Here is an 18,693-nt window from a genome sequence, read left to right as displayed (position 1 = left end):
AACCCCATGGGGGCGACCCGCCGGACCATAGCCCGGGCGGCGGCTTAGGATCAAGCGTGCATTGACGGAAGGTCGCAGCACCGCCGCGCGCTACTGGCCCATCCTCACGAGCACGTCATTGATGACAAAGGGCGCAGCGGCGGATGCATCGCAGCTCCCGCCGCGTGCATAGATGCAGGCATCGCTGAAGCCGACGCGGGCACAGTCTTGCTTTGAAAAATCCGCCGGCAGATCGCCTGCGGCCTCGGGCCGCGCCAGGATGCGATTGAAGGCCGGCCTGGTCGCCTGCAGCAGCAGCGGCGGCAGAATCAGCTCGGCGAGCGGATCGGCGGGCTGCAGCGCATAGAGCGGTGCCGGGCCCACCAATCGCTCCCGCCCCGGCAATTGCTGAAAGCGAACGTTGTAGAGCGCAAGGCCGCACATCTTTGGATCGCTGCGCAGTTCGGCGGCGAGCCGCGCTGCGCCGACGCCGCGCATCCAGTACTCGCGCATCCCGTCGCTGGCGCCGGCCATCGCCACCGACAGCAGCGCCCAGCCGCCGAGCACGATCGGCAACGCCCAGCGGCGCCATGCACCTTTCGCGCGCAGCGATTGCACCCAATCGGCCGAGCCCAACGCCGCGACGATGATGAACAGCACCAGCGACAGGAAGACGAAGCGGTATTCCTTGTGCGTGATCAGGCTGTGGAAGACGAGGTTGACCAGCGCCACGGCCAGCAGCAGCGGCGCATGCCGCCAGCCGCGCCAGATCGCAGCGAGCGGCAGCAGGATCGCCAGCGACCAAACGGTCAGGAAGTCGATCAGATAGGCCGAGGGCGGCGACACGCCGAATTCGATGGCGCGATCGTGGACGAGGTTTTCCTTGATGTTCGCGATCAACCAGGCGAACGGCACGGCGCCATGCGCAAGGTCGATCGCGGCGGCAAGCAGCAGCGCAACGAGCCCGCCGGCGACCAGCGGAACGAGGTTTCGCCAGCGTGTCCAGCATGGCCCAAGCGCCAGCACGGCGATCGCCGGCGCATACTGGAAGCGGCAGACAAAGGCGAAAGCGAGCAAGGCGCCGCCAATCGCGACACGCCGCTGCGACGGACGATCGGTGACCAGCAGCGCCGCCGGCACGATCAGCGCGGTCGCCAGCGGCTCGCCCAATGTGTGGGGCGCGAGCATGAACAACTCGAACCAGGTCGCGGCGGCAAAGGCCGTGACGACGGCATGGGTTCGCGAGACCCGCGCGCCGACGAACCAGGCGCTGACCACGATCGACAGCGAGGCGCAAGCGGCGATCAGACGCGGCACCAGGAAGGCCCCTGCGCCACCAGGCGCAATCGCATCACCCAGGGCAACCGGCCCGGCCATCAAGGTCGGCAGGAACCAACCGCGAATCCCCTCGCGCCATTCCCACGTCAAAATGCCGTCATGGCCGAGCATCCGCCACGCCGGCTCGAGATACTGAAAGATCTCGTCGGGATAAATCACGTTGGGCCAGACGGCGACCGCAAGGCGGATCACCAACGCCAGCAGCAGCAACGCGAACAGCGGGTGCAAACCCCCGCTCGCGCGCCCGGCCATGGCGGCGCTGCCGGGCGCGGCTTCGGCGCTCGTGCTCGTCATCGTCCCAAAGATCGTCTTTTGGAGCAGCATGCCGCCGACCAGATAGCGGGCAAAGCCTTTAAGATGCGTGACTGGAAGCTGCGTGACCGGACGTTGTCGAGGTCACACAGCGCCGGCCGCAACATGCTTAACTAAACGTCAAGATTTTCGGATGCGCCGGACCGCGACGATGTTATGCTCGCCCGCGTGGGGGCTCGTGGCGTCATGGCGGGGCGTGGGTACACCATTTTCGACACGGCAATCGGCCGATGCGGCATCGCATGGGGCGACGCCGGCGTGGCCGGTGTCCAGCTTCCCGAGCTCCGCGAGATCGAAACCCGCAAGCGGCTGTTCCAGCTTTACCCCGATGCGCGCGAGACGCGGCCACCCGAGGAGATCGAGGTCGCAATCGAGGGCATCGCTACGATGATGCGCGGCGGCGATGGTGACCTCACAGGCGTTGCGCTCGATATGAGCGGCATCCCAGCCTTCAACCAGCGCGTCTACCAGATAGTCCGCAGCATTCCCCGCGGCGAGACCCGGACCTATGACGAGGTCGCCAGCGCGCTGCGCGCGTCCGGCGCGGTCTATTCGGTGGCACAGGCGCTCGGCCGCAATCCCTTCATGATCATCGTGCCCTGCCACCGCGTGCTCGAGGCGGGCCACTATCCTGACCGGATCTCAGCGAACGGCGGCAGCATCTCCAAGCGGCGGCTGCTCTCGATCGAGGGCGCCCAGCCGACCACCAGCAAGACCCTGTTCGACGTTCTGCTGCCCGTTGCACGGCCCCGGCCGCACGCCTAAATCTGGGATATGACCCGGACCACGCTGTTGCAGCGCGATCGCATCACGGTGAACGAGTTTCGCTGCACGGCGGAGCCCGGCGACAAACCGTTTGCCGAGCAGTTCGCCTGCCATTCCGTGTCCTATGTGCGCAGCGGCAGCTTCGGCTGCCATTGCCGCGGCCGCTTTCATGAGCTGGTGGCAGGCTCGATCCTGGTCGGCCATCCCGGCGACGAATACACCTGCACGCACGACCATGTGGTCGGCGACGAGTGCTTGTCGTTTTTCCTCGACCCCGAGCTGGTCGAGACGATCGGCGACCGCACGGACGTCTGGCAGGTCGGCTCGGTGCCGCCGCTGCCGGAATTGATGGTGATCGGGGAGCTCGCCCAAACGGCGGCAGGTGGCAACAGCGATGTCGGACTCGACGAGGTCGGCCACATCCTTGCCAGCCGCCTTGTCGATCTGGTGTCCGACCGCAAGGCAAAGCCTCTCACCGCCGGCCTGCGCGATCGCCGTCGGGCCGTTGAGGCGGCGCTGTGGATCGACGCCAATTCGCATCACCAGATCGATCTCGACGATGCAGCCGAACAGGCTGGCTTAAGCAGCTTCCATTTCCTGCGGCTGTTCTCCGCGGTGCTCGGCGTCACCCCGCATCAATATCTCGTGCGCTCGCGGCTGCGCCATGCGGCGCGGCGGCTGGTGGATGACGACAGCCCGGTCACCGACATCGCCTATGACGTCGGCTTCGGCGATCTCTCCAATTTCGTGCGCAGCTTCCACCGCGCCGCCGGTGCCTCGCCGCTCAAGTTCCGCCAGGCCTCCCGTGGCGACCGCAAGATTCTCCAAGAACGCCTTGCGCTGCAATAGCTAGGCTCCTCCGGTCCGCGCGTCCGTCGACGCGCCAAGCGACTGGAGACCTCATCATGTACGACCATATCGGATTGCGCGTCGCCGACCTCGACGCCAGCGTGCGCTTCTACACCGCGGTGCTGGCGCCGCTCGGCTTCGTGTTGTGCTCGCGCGACGACAGCGGCGCGGGCTTCGGCCCGAAGGGCGAGCCCGCGCTCTGGCTGCATCTGCACAAGGGCAAGGCGCAAGGCGGCGCGCATATCGCATTCCGCGCGCCGAGCCACGACGCGATCAAGACATTCCACACCGAAGGCCTGAAGGCCGGCGGCCAGGACAACGGCGCGGCCGGCCATCGCAAGGACTATAGCCCGACCTACTACGCGGCGTTCCTGCTCGACCCCGACGGCAACAATGTCGAGGCGGTGTCGACCTGACCTCAATCGTCATTGCGAGGAGCGAAGCGACGAAGCAATCCACGCTTCACTCCGCTGCGACATGGATTGCTTCGCTTCCCTCGCAATGACGGCCTTTCCCAGCCAAACAGCAAGGACCCAATCCCATGGCCTCCATTCAAAAAGACATCCCGATCGACGCGCCGGCCGACCACGTCTGGGACGCGCTGCGCGATTTCGGCGCGCTGCATACGCGGCTGGTGCCGGGCTTCGTTACCGACACGCAGCTCGACGGCGACGTCCGCACCGTCACTTTCAGCAACGGCACCGTGGCGCGCGAGACGCTGGTCGACTGCGACGACAAGCGACGACGGCTGGTCTATGCGATATCAAGCGAACGGCTGAAGCAGCATTCCGCCTCGGTGCAGGTGTTCGCCGAAGGCGACGCGCGCTGCCGGGTGGTGTGGATCGCCGATGTGCTGCCGCACGAGATCGCGCCCTACATGAACGCGCAGATGAACCTCGGCGCGGCCGCGATGCAGGCCGCGCTGGCGAAATCGGCCAGGGAAAAGAACGCGGCGTGACATTGCCGGGTCGCGCGATCGGCCGTGCATTCAAACGATGACCGTCACCCTGAGGAGGCCGCGAAGCGGCCGTCTCGAAGGGCGACAGCCCGACCGTTGCCACGAGCGCATGTCGCAGCATCGGGGCCGTCGATCCTTCGAGACGCGCTGCGCGCTGCTCAGGATGACGGGTCCAATAGATTTAAGACAGCGCCGGCTGCACGTTCGCGACCGGCGCGGACTTGCCCCAACGCGTCAGGATCACGCTGAGGCAGGAGAGCACGCCGAGCACACCCATCGAGGCGGCGGCGAGTGCGAAGAAGTTTTGCGCGCTCGCCTCATGCGTCGACAGCCACCAGCCGCCGGTGCCGATGAAGATCAGCCGCGCGGTCTGCGCCAGCACAGGGCCCAGCACCTTCGCGGCGCCCTGCGAGGAGAAATACATCGACATCGCCAAGCCGATGAAGGCGTACATCGGCGCGGCGGTCGATAGATATTGATGGCTGGTCGCGCGCACATGCGGATCACTGGTGAACAGGTTGACCCAGAGATCGGGGAACACGGCGATGAAGCTGCCGACCACGCCGACCGAGAGGAACGACACCGTGCCCGCGGTCCAGGCGATGCGCCGGGCGCGCGCGACGCGCTCAGCGCCAACAGCCATGCCAATCATCGGCACCGAGGCGATACCGACCGCGAACGCGACCGAGGTCAGCATGAATTCCAGCCGCGCGCCAATGCCGTAGCCGGCGAGCACCGCGGTGCCGAACTGCGCCAGCATGTGGGTGAAGATCGAGATCGTCAGAACCGATTGCAGCGGCGAGAAGCAGGAGACGGCGCCGACCCTGAGGATGTCGATGAACATCGCCCATTGCACGCGCAGCCCCTTGAGTTTCGGCTTGACGCGGGCGCGGCCCGAGAACAGATACCAGCCCATCACGCTGATGCTGATCGAATAGGCGATCAGCGAGCCCGCGGCGACGCCGCGCATGCCGAATTGCGGCACCGGCCCGAGGCCGAGCCCGAGCGTGCCGCCCAGCATGATCTGCCACACCGCCGAGGACAGGATCATGGTCGACGGCAGTTTCATGTTGCCGGTGCCGCGCAGGATGCCGGCCATCGTGTTCATCAGCCAGGGCAGGATCGCGCCGCCGAAGAAAACCTGCGTATAGGCAATCGCCTGTGCCAGCACATTGCCGCGGCCGCCGAGCAGTTCGAGCAGGCGCGGACCGAAGATCAGCATGCCCAGCATGAAGGTGACGCCGAACGTCAACCCGATCAGCAGCGCATGCATCGCCAGCGTCGAGGCGCGCTCGATCTCACCGGCGCCGAGCGCGCGCGCGATCGCGGAGGCGACGCCGCCGCCCATCGCGCCGCCGGACATCGTCATGGTCAGGATCACGCAGGGAAACACCAGCGCCATTGCCGCGAGCGACTCGACGCCGAGCCGGCCGATATAGGAGGTTTCAGCGATGACGACGCAGGTGCCGGCGGAGAGCGCGATCACGTTCGGCCAGGCCAGCCACAACAGCGTGCGCAGAATCGGTCCGTCGAGCAACGCGTTGCGCGCCGGCTTGGTCACCGGCGGCGGCAGCGGCCGCTCTTGTTCGTCGACAGGTATTTCGGCGAGGCCGAGATCGGACATTTTCACTCCCACGCGCGATCTGGGGAGCCGCGCCATGGTGTTTCCCTACCATGGCAGCGACGGATTCCACGTGCGCGGGACGCAAGGGGGGCCTGCGCGATTGCAGGTGAACCCGAGTGAACCTCTGATCTAGCCGATCGACCACACGAACGGCGCGCCGGCGGTGCTGTTCGGCTTCAGATGCACCGGAATATGCCGTCCGCAGCCGGCTGCCAGGCCCTCAAGCAGCCCTGTCAGCACGCTGGCGCAGGCCGGATGATAATCGGCGACGTCGGCCATCAGCTTCCAGCCCTGCTGGCGGATTTCGAACTGGCCTTCGGATTCGCTGATCTCAGCGACATCATCCTGCGACTCGAAGAGACTGCGCAGGAATGCGGCAAATTCCGTGGCACGGCCACGGCTGCCGCCGATCGCCTGCGCGACCTCGTCGAAATACTGCATGCCAATCAGTCTGCCGGTGAGATGCAGCAGATAGCTCGCATCCTCAGGCCCGAACACCTGCACGATGACCGGTGCGGCCGTCTTCACATATTCCATCGCGTAGTTGCGATAGGCCTTCTCCAGCCGCTGACGCGGCCAGCTGTCGACCGGCAGCGCCGGTGTGGTCTTCGCATCAAACGCCGGCGCCTCGAGATGGCGCGCGAACACCAGGCGCTGGTCGAGCTCGAGCGGATGATCGTACTCGCAGTAATAGCCCTCGAGCCCATCTTGCCCGTCGACGCTCTGCTTGGTGCAGACGAAGCCGAGCCTGAGATCGCCGAGCGCAACGCCGTTGTTGGCGTGCCAGCCGCGCAGCATGGCGCGCGAGACCTCGCCCGGCACGCCGCAGATCGCGGTGCCCTTCCAGATCCAGCGCGGCGGCGGATAGCGGATCCAGGCCTTGCGGTCGGTCTCGTACATGTATTCGACATGCACGCCGCCGATCCAGTTTGAGAGATAGTGATATTGCGCAGCCGCGACCGCCGGCGGCAGGCCGTCGAGGCCGAGCTTCTTCAGGCCGGGCAGAAAGCGCTCCTGCTGCTGGCGGCGAAACACGCGGAAGACGAACTCGGCGGCATCAGTCGTGCCGCGCCGTGTGACCACGGTGAGGATCAGTCCGGTGAAGAAGGCGTGATAGAGATCGGCGACGCTGCGCCACTTCCGCCACTGCGCCTCGCGCGCGTCCTGACCATCGGTCATGTTTGCTCCCGCTGTTGTTGTTTGCCGGAATGTGTCATCGCCGAGGAGACGGCGCAACCAACACACACACCGTCATCGCCCGACTTAATCGAGCGATCCGATATTCCAGAGACAGTCGCTGTCGATCGAGAGGCCGCTGCGTACTGGATTCCCCGCTTTCGCGGGGAATGACGGCGGAGAATGGCGCGAAATCCGGCGTGCGGAATTACACGCGCGCGCCGCGCGAAGCGGAATTACACGCGAAAATGCTTGGAGAGCTTGAGGCCTTGCGCCTGGTAGTTCGAGCCGATGCGCTGGCCGTAGAGCGCGTCGGGACGCTCGAGCATGCGTTCATAGACCAGACGACCGACGATCTGGCCGTGCTCGAGGATGAACGGCACTTCGCGCGAGCGCACTTCGAGCACGGCGCGCGCGCCCTTGCCGCCGGCGCCGGCATAGCCGAAGCCGGGATCGAAGAAGCCGGCATAGTGGACGCGGAATTCGCCGACCAAAGGATCGAACGGCACCATCTCCGCGGCGTAGTCCGGTGGCACCTGCACGGCTTCCTTGGAGGCCAGGATGTAGAACTCGCCGGGATCGAGAATCAGGCTGCCGTCAGGCCGCGCCTTGATCGGCTCCCAGAAATCGTCGACCGCATAGCCGCCGCGGCGATCGACATCGACCACGCCGGTGTGGCGCTTGGCGCGATAGCCGACGAAGCCGCCCGAGCTCTCGCCGGAAAGATCGACCGACAGCGCGACGCCATGGGTGAGATCGGCATTGTCGGCATCGACCAGCCGCTCGGCGGCGTGCAGCGCATCGAGCTCGTCGGCGGTCAAGGTCGCCTCGCCGATCCGGAAGCGGACCTGGCTGAGCCGCGAGCCCTCGCGCAGCAGCACGGGAAACGTCTTCGGTGAGATCTCGGCATAGAGCGGGCCGTGATAGCCGGCGCCGATCATGTCGAAGCGGCGGGTGCCGTCGGCGATCACGCGGGTGAAGACGTCGAGCCGTCCGGTCGAGCTCTTCGGGTTGGCGGCGGCCACGATCTCCGGCGGCAGCGCCAGGCTTTCCAGCAGCGGCACGATGTAGACGCAATTGGTCTCCAGCACCGCGCCGTCGGAGAGATCGATCTCGTGCAGCTTGAGCTGGTCGATCCGCTCGGCGACGGTGGCGTCGGGCCCGGGGAGGAAGCTGGCGCGGACGCGGTAGGCGATGTCGCCGAGGCGCAGGTCGAGGCTCGCCGGCTGGATCTGGCTCTCGACAAAGTCGTAGGCGGGCAGGATGAGGCCGGCCTCCGCCATCTCCGCGATCATGCGGTCGGGCAGGATTCCGTTGGATTCATCTTCCAGCGTGAACGACACGATACGGTCCCTCGGCGATCCCTCGAGATGGCCCAAAATCATACTCTCCGCGGCCATCAAGCCCCAAAATATGGGCTTTTACGGGTTATCCGATGACCGTCTTGACGGAAAGGGCGCGAGGGAATATCAGCTGCACTTATCCCGTGGTGATTTGAGCCGGCCGGCTTGCAGCCACGTTAAATAAGTCGCTAAACAGGCCGGGGACAGTGTGATCCCGGCTTGTGGAGGTTTCTCCAGGCCGGTTTTTTTGTGGCTATTTCCGAGGGAAATGGCCACTTCGGAGGTCACATGTCTGAATCTGAAGGTACCGCCCGCTTCCGTCCCGAAACCCGCCTCGTCCACGGCGGCACGCTCCGCTCGCAATTCGGGGAGACGTCGGAAGGGCTTTTTCTCACCCAGGGCTACGTCTACGACACCGCCGAGCAATGCGAGGCGCGCTTCAAGGGCCAGGATCCCGGCTTCATCTATTCGCGCTATTCCAATCCGACGATTGCGATGTTCGAGCGCCGCATGATCGAGCTCGAGGGCGCCGAAGCCGCGCGCTCGACCGCGACCGGCATGGCCGCGGTGACGACCGCGATCCTCGCGCCGCTGAAGGCCGGCGATCACGTGGTGGCGTCGAAGGCCCTGTTCGGCTCCTGCCTCTACGTCGTGCAGGACCTGCTGCCGCGCTACGGCATCGAGACGACGCTGGTCGACGGCCTCGACCTCGACCAGTGGCAGCGCGCCTTGCGGCCGAACACCAAGACCTTCTTCCTGGAGAGCCCGACCAACCCGACGCTCGACGTGCTCGACATCGCTGAAATCGCCAAGATCGCGCATAGCGGCGGCGCCCGGCTGATCGTCGACAACGTGTTCGCAACCCCGATCTGGCAGAGCCCGCTGTCGCTCGGCGCCGACGTCGTGGTCTATTCCGCGACCAAGCACATCGATGGCCAGGGCCGCTGCCTCGGCGGCATCATCCTGTCGTCGGAAGCCTTCATCGCCGAGCACATCCATAATTTCATGCGCCAGACCGGCCCGTCGCTGTCGCCGTTCAACGCCTGGGTGCTGCTGAAGGGACTGGAGACGCTCGGCGTCCGCGTCCGCGCGCAGACCGAGAACGCGGCTAAGATCGCCGAGGCACTGGCCAAGCATCCGAAGATCACGCGGCTGGTCTATCCCGGCCGCTCCGATCATCCGCAGGCTGCGACGGTGAAGAAGCAGATGGGCGCCGGCTCGACGCTGGTCGGCTTCGAGGTCAAGGACGGCAAGGCCGGCGCGTTCCGCTGCCTCAACGGGCTGAAGATCTCGCGCATCTCCAACAATCTCGGCGATGCCAAGAGCCTGGTCACGCATCCCGCCACCACGACGCATCAGCGCCTGGCGCCGGAGGCCCGCGCCGAGCTCGGCATCAGCGAAGGCTTTATCCGCTTCTCCGCCGGGCTCGAGCATCCCGACGACCTGATCGAGGATTTCGAGCGCGCGCTGGAGCGGGTCTAAACCTGGATCGGCAGCGGAGGTTCACCTCTCCCTTGGAGAGGTCGGCGCGTAGCGCCGGGTGAGGGGTTACGGTCTCTCGTTAGAGCTGCGGCCCCTCACCCGATTTGCTTCGCAAATCGACCTCTCCCCAATGGGGAGAGGTAAAGCGAGCGCGCGGCCAAAACGATTCAAGCAAAGATCATCATGCTTTAAGTCGCCGCCGTCGTCACGCCGCCGTCGACCACAATGGTCTGGCCGGTCATGAAGGTCGAAGCGTCGGAGGCGAGATAGGCTACGGCGCCGGCGATCTCGTCGGGCTCGCCGATGCGGCGAAGCGGTGTCGACGCGGTGCGGCGCTTCAGATTGTCCGGGTCTTCCCACAGCGCGCGGGCGAAATCGGTTTTCACCAGGCCCGGCGCCACGCAATTGACCCGCACGCCCTTCGGGCCCCACTCGCCGGCGAGGCTGCGGCACAGCGCGAAGTCGGCCGCCTTGGAGATGCCGTAGGCGCCGATCACCGTAGAACCCCGAAGTCCGCCGATCGAGGAGATGATGACGACCGAGCCCTTGCCGCGTTCGGCCATCTGCGGGATCGCCAGTGCGGAGAGCCAGATGTTGCTCTTGACGTTGGAGCCCATGATCTTGTCGAAGGCCTCGTCCGTGATGTCGAGCAGCGGGCCGTAATAGGGATTCACCGCGGCGTTGCAGACCAGGATGTCGATCTTGCCGTAGTGCTTGATCGTGCCGGAGATCAGCCCCTCGACCTCCGCGCGGCGCGCGATGTTGCAGGGGATGACGAGCGCGTCACCGCCGGCCTGCTTGATGCCGTCGGCGACCTCCTGGCAGGCATCCGCCTTGCGCGAGGAGATCACGACCTTGGCGCCGAGCTTTGCCAAAAGCTCCGCCGAGGAGCGGCCGATGCCGCGGCTCGAGCCGGTAACGACCGCGACCTGGCCGGTGAGATCGAACGGGGTGTTCTTCATTGTTGTTGCCTCCCTGTTATTTGCAGTCATTCCGGGGCGCGACGCAGTCGCGAACCCCAGATGCGCAATCGCGCATCGGGGAATCCAGAGGTTGTGGCGCGAGATTCCGGGTTCTCGCTTCGCGAGCCCCGGAATGACGGTGGTGCCTACGCCAACAGCCCGCCGCCCTCGCTGACGCGACGGAGGTGATAGTCGGTGTCGCCGAGCGTGTTCTCGATCATGGTCAGCCGCTTGAAGTAGTGGCCGATCTTGGCTTCCATGGTCATGCCGATGCCGCCGTGCAGCTGGATCGACTGCTGGCCGACGAACTTCAGCGACTTGCCGACCTGCACCTTGGCGGCGGCAACCGCGGACGAACGCTCCTTGGCATCGCTGAAGTCCGACGCCATGGTCGCGAACATCGACATGCTGCGGGCCTGCTCCAGCGCCACGAACATGTCGGCGGCGCGGTGCTGCAGGCTCTGGAACGAGCCGATCGCAACGCCGAACTGCTTGCGGGTCTTGATGTACTCGACGGTGTCCTTCAGCGACTGGTCCATCGCACCGACCGCTTCCGCGCACAGCGCGGTGCGGGCTTCGTCCGCGACGCGCTCGATCAGGGGCAGGCCGTTCTCGGGATCACCGATCGCAGCATCCGCACCGACTTCGACATTGGTGAAGGTAATGTCGGCCGCGTGCAGGCCGTCCTGGGTCGGATAGCCCTTGCGGGTGACGCCCTTGGCATCCGCCGGAACCAGGAACACGCCGATGCCGGTCTTGTCGCGCTGGCCGCCCTTGGTGCGCGCGGTGACGATCAGCGTGTCGGCGTTCTCGCCGTTGAGCACGACGAACTTCTCGCCATCGATCACCCAGCCACTGCCCTTCTTCTTCGCCGTGGTCACGACGTCGAACAGGTCATAGCGCGAGTTCTTCTCGAGCTGGGCGAAGCCGAAGGTCTTGCTGCCGTCGATGATGCCCGGGATGTACTTGGCCTTCTGCTCGGCCGAGCCGCCATGGCGCAGGAAACCACCGGCGACCACGACGGTGGCGAGATACGGCTCGACCACCAGCGCCTTGCCGAGCGCTTCCATCACGATCATGGTCTCGACCGCGCCGGCGCCGAAGCCGCCATCGGTCTCGGCGAAGGGCAGACCGAGCAGGCCCTGCTCGGCGAGCTTGCCCCAGAGCGCTTTGCTCCAGCCGCCCTTCTCCTTCATGTACTTCTTGCGCGCATCGAAGTCGTAGGCATCGGTGAGAAGCCCGTCGATGCTTTCCTTGAGAAGCCGCTGCTCCTCGGACAGATCAAAATCCATGTTCGTTCCCTTAAACTGAAAGTCGTTACCGAAACCGGGAGCTTTTCACCTCTCCCCGCGAAGAACGAGGAGAGGGAGAGCATCAAAGCCCCAGCACGGCCTTGCTGATGATGTTGCGCTGGATCTCGTTGGAGCCGCCGTAGATCGAAACCTTGCGGTTGTTGAAGTAGCTCGGCGCGATCTGCGCGGTCCAATCCATGCTCTCGTTCGAGCCGGCGTCGCCGTGCTCGTCATAGGGCGCGGCGAACGGGCCGATGATCTCCATCAGCAGCTCGGTGGTGGTCTGCTGGATTTCCGAGCCCTTGATCTTGAGCACCGAGGACGCCGGGTTGGGCTTGCCCTTGCCGTGCTTGCCCTCGTCGGCGACGACGCGGAGCTGGGTGAGCTCGAGCGCCTTCAGCTCGATCTCGCAGGCGGTGAGCTTCTCGCGGAAGGCCGGATCCTCGATGACCGGACGGCCGCCGGACTCGACCTTGGAAGCCAGCGCGCGGATGCGGCGCAGCCGCTCCTTCGAGACGCCGACCCGGGCGATGCCGGTGCGCTCATTGCCGAGCAGGAATTTTGCATAATCCCAGCCCTTGTTCTCCTCGCCGATCAGGTTCTCGTAAGGCACCTCGACGTCGTCGAAGAACACTTCGTTGACCTCGTGGCCGCCGTCGATGGTCTGGATCGGACGCACGGTGACGCCCTTCGACTTCATGCTGAACACGATGAAGGAGATGCCCATCTGCTTCTTCGCGTTCTTGTCGGTGCGGCAGAGACAGAAGATCATGTCGGCGTGCTGGGCGAGCGTGGTCCAGGTCTTCTGGCCGTTGATGATCCATTTGTCGCCGCGGCGCTCGGCCGTGGTCTTCAGCGACGCGAGGTCCGAACCGGAGCCCGGCTCCGAGAAGCCCTGGCACCACCAATCGTCGACATTGGCGATGCGCGGCAGATATTCCTTCTTCTGCCTCTCGTTGCCGAAGGTGTAGATGACCGGGCCGACCATGCTGACGCCGAAGGCGAGCGGCTGCGGCGCCGGATAGGATTGCAGCTCTTCGTTGAAGATGTAGTGCTGCACGGTGGTCCAGCCGGTGCCGCCAAATTCCTTCGGCCAGTGGGTGACGCCCCAGCCCTTCTTGTTGAGGATGCGCCACCAGGTGACCATCTCGTCCTTCGACAGATGGCGGCCTTCCTGCAGCTTGCGCCGGGTCTCCGGCGGCACGTTGTTCTTGAAGAACTCACGTACCTCCTCACGAAACGCTATCTCTTCCTTGGTGAAAGCGAGATCCATCGGATCCTCCTTTTGAAGTTCAATTGCTCTTTTAACCCTCTCCGTCGTCCCTGCGAAAGCAGGGACCCATAACCACCGGCCGCTGTAACTGGCAAAACCGGCTGCCGCCCTGCCCCTTACGATGGCCGCGGCGTATGGGTCCCGGCTCGCGCTTCGCTTGGCCGGGACGACATCGTTACTGCAACACCTCGAACAGGCCGGCCGCGCCCATGCCGCCACCGACGCACATGGTGACGACGGCGTACTTGGCCTTGCGGCGGCGGCCTTCGATCAGCGCGTGGCCGGTGAGCCGCGCACCCGACATGCCGTAGGGATGGCCGACCGAAATCGCGCCGCCATTGACGTTGATCTTCTCCGGATCGATGCCGAGCTTGTCGCGGCAGTACAGCACCTGCACCGCGAACGCTTCGTTGAGCTCCCAGAGGTCGATGTCGTCGACCTTGAGGCCATGGCGCTTCAAGAGCCGCGGCACCGCGAACACCGGGCCGATGCCCATCTCGTCCGGCTCGCAGCCGGCGGAGACGAAGCCGCGGAAGATGCCGAGCGGCTGCAGCCCGCGCCGGGCCGCCTCCTTGTCGCTCATGATCACCGAGGCGCTGGCGCCGTCCGAGAGCTGGCTGGCATTGCCGGCGGTGATGGTGAAGCCCTCGCCGCGCACCGGCTTGAGACTCGCGAGCCCCTCGGCCGTGGTCTCGGGCCGCGGACCTTCGTCCTGCGACAGCGTCACTTCCTTCATCGAAACAGTGCCAGTCGCCTTGTCGGTCACCGCCATCATGGTGGTGATCGGCGCCAGCTCGTCCTTGAACTTGCCGCCCTGCTGCGCGGCCGCGGTGCGGCGCTGGCTTTCCAGGCCGTACTCGTCCTGCTTCTCGCGCGAGATGTTGTAGCGCTTGGCGACGATCTCGGCGGTATCGATCATGGGCATGTAGACCTCGCCCTTGATCTTGAGCAGCGCCGGATCCTGGGCGTGGAACGCGTTCATCTTGTCGTTCTGCACCAGCGAGATCGATTCACCGCCGCCGCCGACCGCGATCTCGACGCCGTCGAAGATCACCGAGCGCGCGGCAAGCGCGATCGCCTGCAGGCCGGAGGCGCACTGCCGGTCGATGGTGGTACCCGCAACCGTCACCGGCAGGCCGGCGCGGAGCAGCGCCTTGCGCGCGATGTTGCCGCCGGTCGCGCCCTGCTGCATCGCCGCGCCCATCACGACGTCCTCGATCTCCTTCGGATCGACCTTGGCCCGCGCCACCGCCTCGCCGATCGCGTGACCGAGCAGGGTCGCGCCTTCGGTGGCATTGAGCGCGCCGCGATAGGCCTTGCCGATCGGCGTGCGGGCGGTGGAGACGATGACGGCGTCGGTCATGAACGGGATCCTGCAGTCTGTTGTGATTTGGTCTGAGAAGTCTTCGGCTGTTGCTGGCGCAGTTCGTGACGCGACAGCTTGCCGACCGGGGTACGCGGCAGTTCGTCGACGAACTCGACCGCGGCCGGCAATTCGTGCTTGCCAACCTTGCCGGTGAGGAACGCGCGCAGCTCGTCGATCGGGAACGTCTTCTCGCCGTCGCGCAGCTTGATGAAGGCTTTTGCCGCCTCGCCGCGGTAATCGTCGGGAATCCCGATCACGATCACCTCCTGCACGGCAGGATGGGTGTAGATCGCCTGCTCGATCATCTGCGGATAGACGTTGAAGCCGCCGGAGATGATCATGTCCTTCTTGCGGTCGACCAGATAGAAATAGCCGTCGGCGTCCATGTAGCCGATGTCGCCGGTCAGGAAGCGGTCGCCGACGAAGGCCTCTGCCGTCTCCGCCGGCCTGTTCCAGTAGCCCTTGGTGACGTTCGGGCCGCGGATGCGGATTTCGCCGACCTCGCCGACCGGCATCACCCTGGTGGAATCCTCCAGCGACACCACGTCCATCTCGATGCCGGGCAGCATCAATCCGATCGAGCCGGGCTTCTCCGGGCCTTCCTTGGGGTGGCCGGTGCCGGGCGAGCAGGTCTCGGTCATGCCCCAGCCGCTCTTCAGCTTCATGCCGACGCGGCGCTCGAAGATCTTGGCAACTTCCACCGGCAACGGCGCGCCGCCGGAGCCGGCGACCACCAGCGAGGAGAGATCGCGCTTGTCGAGATCGGGCAGCGAGGCGATCGCGATCCACATCGTCGGCACGCCGGGAAACACCGTCGCGCGCTTGACCTCGATGTCGCGCATCACGGCCTCGACATCGAAGCGCTGGTGCAGCGAAATCAGATGGCCGCGCCGGATCACCGACAGCAGCACGACAGTCAAGGCGTAGATGTGAAACAGCGGCAGCACGCAGATCACGCGCTCGATCGCATTGCGCTCGAGCCGTCCGGGCTTGCCCCAGACATCGTAGATCGACACCGCCGCGGTGAGATTGCCGTGGCTGAGCATGGCGCCCTTGGGCAGGCCGGTGGTGCCGCCGGTATATTGCAGCAGCGCGACGTCCTCGACGTCGACCGCGGGCCATTGCGGCGGCTTGGTCGCGCCATCGATGAACTGACGGTGCGTGATGATCGCGGGATTGTCAGGCAACGCGGTTTGCGGCGTGCCGACCTTGCCCCAATTGTCGTCCTCGCAGACGATCAGGCGGTCGAGCAGACCCTTGGCGAGGAATTTCAGCGCAGTCGGCAACAGCGCCGAGAGGTTGCTGGTGACCAGCACGCGCGCGCCGGAGTCCGACAGCTTGTGCGACAGCGCGATCTCGCCGTCGAGCGGCGACAGGTGCACGACACGGGCGCCGGCCTTCAGCGCACCGAAGAAATTGATCGGATGATCCGGCGAATTACCGAGGAACAGCGCGACCGAGGTGCCCTTGCCGTAGCCGGCCCGCATGAAGGCGGCAGCCGCGGTTTCGACCAGGGACTCAAGTTCGCTGTAGCTGATCTGCCGGTCGCGGAATTCGAGCACCGGACGCGCGCCGAACTCGGCCGCAGCGGTCGATAGCAAGTCCGGCAGCGTGCCGCGCGTGATCTCGTCGCTCCACTGCACGCCCTTGGGATAATATCGTTCGCCGGGGTAGGTCATGAAAGGTCTTGCATCCGTGAGGTGACCCCGCTGCGCGGGCTCCCCTCCCCTTGCGGGGAGGGGCTGGGGGAAGGGGTACCACTCGGGCAGTGCCGATGCGGCCACCCCTCTCCCTAACCCTCCCCCGCAAGGGGGGAGGGAACCCTACCAGCGAGTCCGTGGCCAGGAAGCCAATCACGCCGCCTTCGACGCCGCGGCGAGCGAGGCGAAGGTCTTGCCTTCGTCGGCGAGCTTCTTCAGCAGCGGCGCCGGCTCGAGCGAGGGATCGTTGGTCTCCTTGGCGTAGAACGCCAGGCGATCGGCGATGTGCTTGAGGCCGACGCTGTCGGCCCAGAACATCGGGCCGCCGCGATAGATCGGCCAGCCATAGCCATAGAGCCAGACCACGTCGATGTCGGACGGACGTGCCGCGATGCCTTCGGCGAGGATCTTCGCGCCTTCGTTGATCATCGGGTACATCATCCGCTCGAGAATCTCGTCGTCGGTGACGACGCGCTTCTTGCGGCCGAGGCGCGCCAGCGTCTCGTCGATCAGCTTCTCGACCTCCGGATCGGGCAGCGCCGCGCGCGAGCCCTGCTCATACTTGTAGTAGCCCTTGCCGGTCTTCTGGCCGAAACGGCCGGCTTCGCACAGCGCGTCCGCGATTTCCGACTTGATGCCGCGATCCTTGCGCGAGCGCCAGCCGATATCGAGGCCGGCGAGATCGCCCATCGCGAACGGGCCCATTGGCATGCCGAACTTGGTGACGACGGCGTCGACCTGCTGCGGCAGCGCGCCCTCGAACAACAGCTTCTCGGACTGCTTGCCGCGCTGCGCCAGCATGCGGTTGCCGACGAAGCCGTCGCAGACGCCGACCACGGCCGGCACCTTGGCGATCTTGCGCGCGATCGACACCGCGGTCACCAGCGCGTCGGGCGCGGTCTTGTCGGCGCGCACGATCTCGCACAGCTTCATGACGTTGGCCGGCGAGAAGAAGTGCATGCCGAGCACGTCCTGCGGACGCTTGGTCGACTGCGCGATCTCGTCGATGTTGAGATAGGAGGTGTTGGAGGCCAGCACCGCGCCCGGCTTGGCGTATTGGTCGAGCTTGCCGAACACTTCCTTCTTGACCGCCATGGTCTCGAACACCGCCTCGATCACTAGGTCGGCGTCGCCGACGTTCTCGATCCCGACGACGCCGTTGATCAGCGCCATGCGCTTGGCGGGCGCGTCCGCCGGGATGCCACCGCGCGCGGCGGTCGCCTCGTAGTTCTTCTGCATGATGCCCATGCCGCGCTTGAGCTGCTCCTCGCCGGTCTCGATCAGGGTGACCGGGATGCCGGCATTGGCGAACGACATCGCGATGCCGCCGCCCATGGTGCCGGCGCCGAGGATGGCGACGCGCGCCACGTTGCGGCCCTTGGTGCCCTCGGGGACGCCGGAGATCTTGGCCGCCTCGCGCTCGGCGAAGAAGGCGTAGCGCTGCGCCTTGGACTGGTCGCCGTTCATCAGCTTGAGGAAACCCTCGCGCTCCTTCTTCAGGCCTTCCTCGAACGGCAGGTCGATCGCGGCGCCGACGGCGTCGGCAGCGGCGAACGGCGCCTCGAGGCCGCGCGACTTTTTGGTCAGCGCAGCGACCGCATTGGTGAAGATCGAACGATCGGCCTTGGCCGCCGCGAGCTTAGAGTCGTCATCGCGCAGCTTGCGGAGCGGGCGCTTCTCGGCGACCACCTTGCGCGCAAACGCCTCACCGCCCGACGCCGGACCTTCCACGATCTCCTCGATCAGGCCGGCCTTGAGTGCCGCGTCCGCGCTGATCGGGTCACCGCCGACGATCATCTTGACCGCGAGTTCGGGACCGACCGCACGCGGCAGGCGCTGGGTACCGCCGGCGCCCGGCAGCAGGCCGAGCTTGACCTCGGGCAGACCGAGCTTGGCGTCCTTGGTGGCGACACGGTAGTGGCAGGCCAGCGCGACCTCGAGGCCGCCGCCGAGCGCGGTGCCGTGGATCGCGGCAACGATCGGCTTCGGCGAGCTTTCCATCAGGCTCAGCACTTCGGCGAGGCCGGGCGGCTTCGGCGGCTTGCCGAATTCGGTGATGTCGGCGCCGGCGATGAAGGTGCGGCCGGCGCAGGTCAGCACGATGCCCTGGACCTGCGCGTCATCGATCGCGGCCTTGATGCACTCGAAGATGCCGCCGCGCACCGCAGCGCTGAGCGCATTCACGGGCGGACTGTTAACCGTGACAACGGCAATATTGTCATGACGTTCGAGCTTGACGACTTCACTCACCGGGACTCTCCCTGGATGCTTGTT

Annotated in this window: 15 protein-coding genes and 1 riboswitch; of the genes, 5 read left to right on the top strand and 10 right to left on the bottom strand. The window is 65.8% G+C overall.

The window, feature by feature from the left end:
* Positions 1–90: 90 nt before the first annotated feature.
* The gene (locus FBZ93_RS23260) at positions 91–1,611 is read right to left on the bottom strand and encodes a 4-amino-4-deoxy-L-arabinose transferase (protein WP_246667611.1); all 1,521 of its coding nucleotides are present in this window, start codon (positions 1,609–1,611) and stop codon (positions 91–93) included.
* 204 nt (positions 1,612–1,815) lie between these two features.
* On the opposite strand from FBZ93_RS23260, the gene FBZ93_RS23255 reads away from it, so the two are divergent.
* The 4 genes from FBZ93_RS23255 to FBZ93_RS23240 all read left to right on the top strand — a co-directional run bounded on the left by FBZ93_RS23255 (position 1,816) and on the right by FBZ93_RS23240 (position 4,201).
* Positions 1,816–2,394: a methylated-DNA--[protein]-cysteine S-methyltransferase gene (locus FBZ93_RS23255; protein ID WP_146988838.1), complete on the top strand. Its 579-nt coding sequence runs from the start codon at positions 1,816–1,818 to the stop codon at positions 2,392–2,394.
* A gap of 9 nt (positions 2,395–2,403) precedes the next feature.
* Positions 2,404–3,243, top strand: coding sequence for a helix-turn-helix transcriptional regulator (locus FBZ93_RS23250; RefSeq protein ID WP_146988836.1), 840 nt, complete (start codon positions 2,404–2,406; stop codon positions 3,241–3,243).
* A gap of 56 nt (positions 3,244–3,299) precedes the next feature.
* Positions 3,300–3,659, top strand: coding sequence for a VOC family protein (locus FBZ93_RS23245; RefSeq protein WP_146988834.1), 360 nt, complete (start codon positions 3,300–3,302; stop codon positions 3,657–3,659).
* A gap of 125 nt (positions 3,660–3,784) precedes the next feature.
* Positions 3,785–4,201 carry an SRPBCC family protein gene (locus FBZ93_RS23240; RefSeq protein ID WP_146988832.1) on the top strand — a complete coding sequence of 139 codons (417 nt, stop codon included), beginning with the start codon at positions 3,785–3,787 and terminating at the stop codon, positions 4,199–4,201.
* A 181-nt stretch (positions 4,202–4,382) separates the two neighbouring features.
* Here FBZ93_RS23240 and FBZ93_RS23235 read toward each other — a convergent pair whose 3' ends face one another.
* From FBZ93_RS23235 to FBZ93_RS23225, 3 genes are all read right to left on the bottom strand, one after another.
* Positions 4,383–5,825, bottom strand: coding sequence for an MATE family efflux transporter (locus FBZ93_RS23235; RefSeq protein ID WP_146988830.1), 1,443 nt, complete (start codon positions 5,823–5,825; stop codon positions 4,383–4,385).
* A 129-nt stretch (positions 5,826–5,954) separates the two neighbouring features.
* Positions 5,955–7,004 (bottom strand): hypothetical protein, encoded by a 1,050-nt coding sequence (locus FBZ93_RS23230; protein WP_146988828.1) that lies wholly within the window; start codon positions 7,002–7,004, stop codon positions 5,955–5,957.
* Between the two features lie 233 nt (positions 7,005–7,237).
* The gene (locus FBZ93_RS23225) at positions 7,238–8,344 is read right to left on the bottom strand and encodes a 2'-deoxycytidine 5'-triphosphate deaminase (RefSeq protein ID WP_074126373.1); all 1,107 of its coding nucleotides are present in this window, start codon (positions 8,342–8,344) and stop codon (positions 7,238–7,240) included.
* A 133-nt stretch (positions 8,345–8,477) separates the two neighbouring features.
* A riboswitch (SAM riboswitch) is annotated at positions 8,478–8,557 on the top strand.
* 75 nt (positions 8,558–8,632) lie between these two features.
* Here FBZ93_RS23225 and FBZ93_RS23220 point away from each other — a divergent pair.
* Positions 8,633–9,826, top strand: a complete 1,194-nt coding sequence (locus FBZ93_RS23220; protein WP_146988826.1) for an O-succinylhomoserine sulfhydrylase — start codon at positions 8,633–8,635, stop codon at positions 9,824–9,826.
* Positions 9,827–10,014: 188 nt separating this feature from the next.
* On the opposite strand, the gene FBZ93_RS23215 is transcribed toward FBZ93_RS23220, so the two are convergent.
* The 6 genes from FBZ93_RS23215 to FBZ93_RS23190 all read right to left on the bottom strand — a co-directional run bounded on the left by FBZ93_RS23215 (position 10,015) and on the right by FBZ93_RS23190 (position 18,669).
* The gene (locus FBZ93_RS23215) at positions 10,015–10,788 is read right to left on the bottom strand and encodes an SDR family NAD(P)-dependent oxidoreductase (protein WP_146988824.1); all 774 of its coding nucleotides are present in this window, start codon (positions 10,786–10,788) and stop codon (positions 10,015–10,017) included.
* 146 nt (positions 10,789–10,934) lie between these two features.
* Positions 10,935–12,080, bottom strand: a complete 1,146-nt coding sequence (gene pimD / locus FBZ93_RS23210) for a pimeloyl-CoA dehydrogenase small subunit (protein WP_146988822.1) — start codon at positions 12,078–12,080, stop codon at positions 10,935–10,937.
* Positions 12,081–12,162: 82 nt separating this feature from the next.
* Complete coding sequence (gene pimC, locus FBZ93_RS23205; protein WP_146988821.1) at positions 12,163–13,353, bottom strand: pimeloyl-CoA dehydrogenase large subunit; 1,191 nt, start codon at positions 13,351–13,353, stop codon at positions 12,163–12,165.
* Between the two features lie 175 nt (positions 13,354–13,528).
* On the bottom strand, positions 13,529–14,716 hold the full coding sequence (locus FBZ93_RS23200; RefSeq protein WP_146988819.1) for an acetyl-CoA C-acyltransferase: 1,188 nt from the start codon (positions 14,714–14,716) through the stop codon (positions 13,529–13,531).
* The gene (pimA, locus tag FBZ93_RS23195; RefSeq protein WP_146988817.1) at positions 14,713–16,398 is read right to left on the bottom strand and encodes a dicarboxylate--CoA ligase PimA; all 1,686 of its coding nucleotides are present in this window, start codon (positions 16,396–16,398) and stop codon (positions 14,713–14,715) included. The genes FBZ93_RS23200 and pimA overlap by 4 nt, the downstream gene beginning before the upstream one ends.
* A 174-nt stretch (positions 16,399–16,572) precedes the next feature.
* The gene (locus FBZ93_RS23190; RefSeq protein WP_146988815.1) at positions 16,573–18,669 is read right to left on the bottom strand and encodes a 3-hydroxyacyl-CoA dehydrogenase NAD-binding domain-containing protein; all 2,097 of its coding nucleotides are present in this window, start codon (positions 18,667–18,669) and stop codon (positions 16,573–16,575) included.
* Between the last annotated feature and the right edge of the window lie 24 nt (positions 18,670–18,693).

The organism is Bradyrhizobium macuxiense (genome assembly GCF_007993935.1).
In the GTDB taxonomy this organism is placed as follows: domain Bacteria; phylum Pseudomonadota; class Alphaproteobacteria; order Rhizobiales; family Xanthobacteraceae; genus Bradyrhizobium; species Bradyrhizobium macuxiense_A.
The sequence above is the reverse complement of the archived record's forward strand: the minus strand, read 5'-3'. Positions and strand labels throughout refer to the sequence as shown.

Coding starts and splice junctions, on each gene's coding strand:
- FBZ93_RS23200 (WP_146988819.1), bottom strand. CDS start 14,716: ATGACCGACGCCGTCATCGTCTCCACCGCCCGCACGCCGATCGGCAAG.
- FBZ93_RS23230 (WP_146988828.1), bottom strand. CDS start 7,004: ATGACCGATGGTCAGGACGCGCGCGAGGCGCAGTGGCGGAAGTGGCGC.
- FBZ93_RS23220 (WP_146988826.1), top strand. CDS start 8,633: ATGTCTGAATCTGAAGGTACCGCCCGCTTCCGTCCCGAAACCCGCCTC.
- FBZ93_RS23250 (WP_146988836.1), top strand. CDS start 2,404: ATGACCCGGACCACGCTGTTGCAGCGCGATCGCATCACGGTGAACGAG.
- pimD (WP_146988822.1), bottom strand. CDS start 12,080: ATGGATTTTGATCTGTCCGAGGAGCAGCGGCTTCTCAAGGAAAGCATC.
- pimC (WP_146988821.1), bottom strand. CDS start 13,353: ATGGATCTCGCTTTCACCAAGGAAGAGATAGCGTTTCGTGAGGAGGTA.
- FBZ93_RS23260 (WP_246667611.1), bottom strand. CDS start 1,611: ATGACGAGCACGAGCGCCGAAGCCGCGCCCGGCAGCGCCGCCATGGCC.
- FBZ93_RS23255 (WP_146988838.1), top strand. CDS start 1,816: ATGGCGGGGCGTGGGTACACCATTTTCGACACGGCAATCGGCCGATGC.
- FBZ93_RS23240 (WP_146988832.1), top strand. CDS start 3,785: ATGGCCTCCATTCAAAAAGACATCCCGATCGACGCGCCGGCCGACCAC.
- FBZ93_RS23215 (WP_146988824.1), bottom strand. CDS start 10,788: ATGAAGAACACCCCGTTCGATCTCACCGGCCAGGTCGCGGTCGTTACC.
- FBZ93_RS23235 (WP_146988830.1), bottom strand. CDS start 5,825: ATGTCCGATCTCGGCCTCGCCGAAATACCTGTCGACGAACAAGAGCGG.
- pimA (WP_146988817.1), bottom strand. CDS start 16,398: ATGACCTACCCCGGCGAACGATATTATCCCAAGGGCGTGCAGTGGAGC.
- FBZ93_RS23245 (WP_146988834.1), top strand. CDS start 3,300: ATGTACGACCATATCGGATTGCGCGTCGCCGACCTCGACGCCAGCGTG.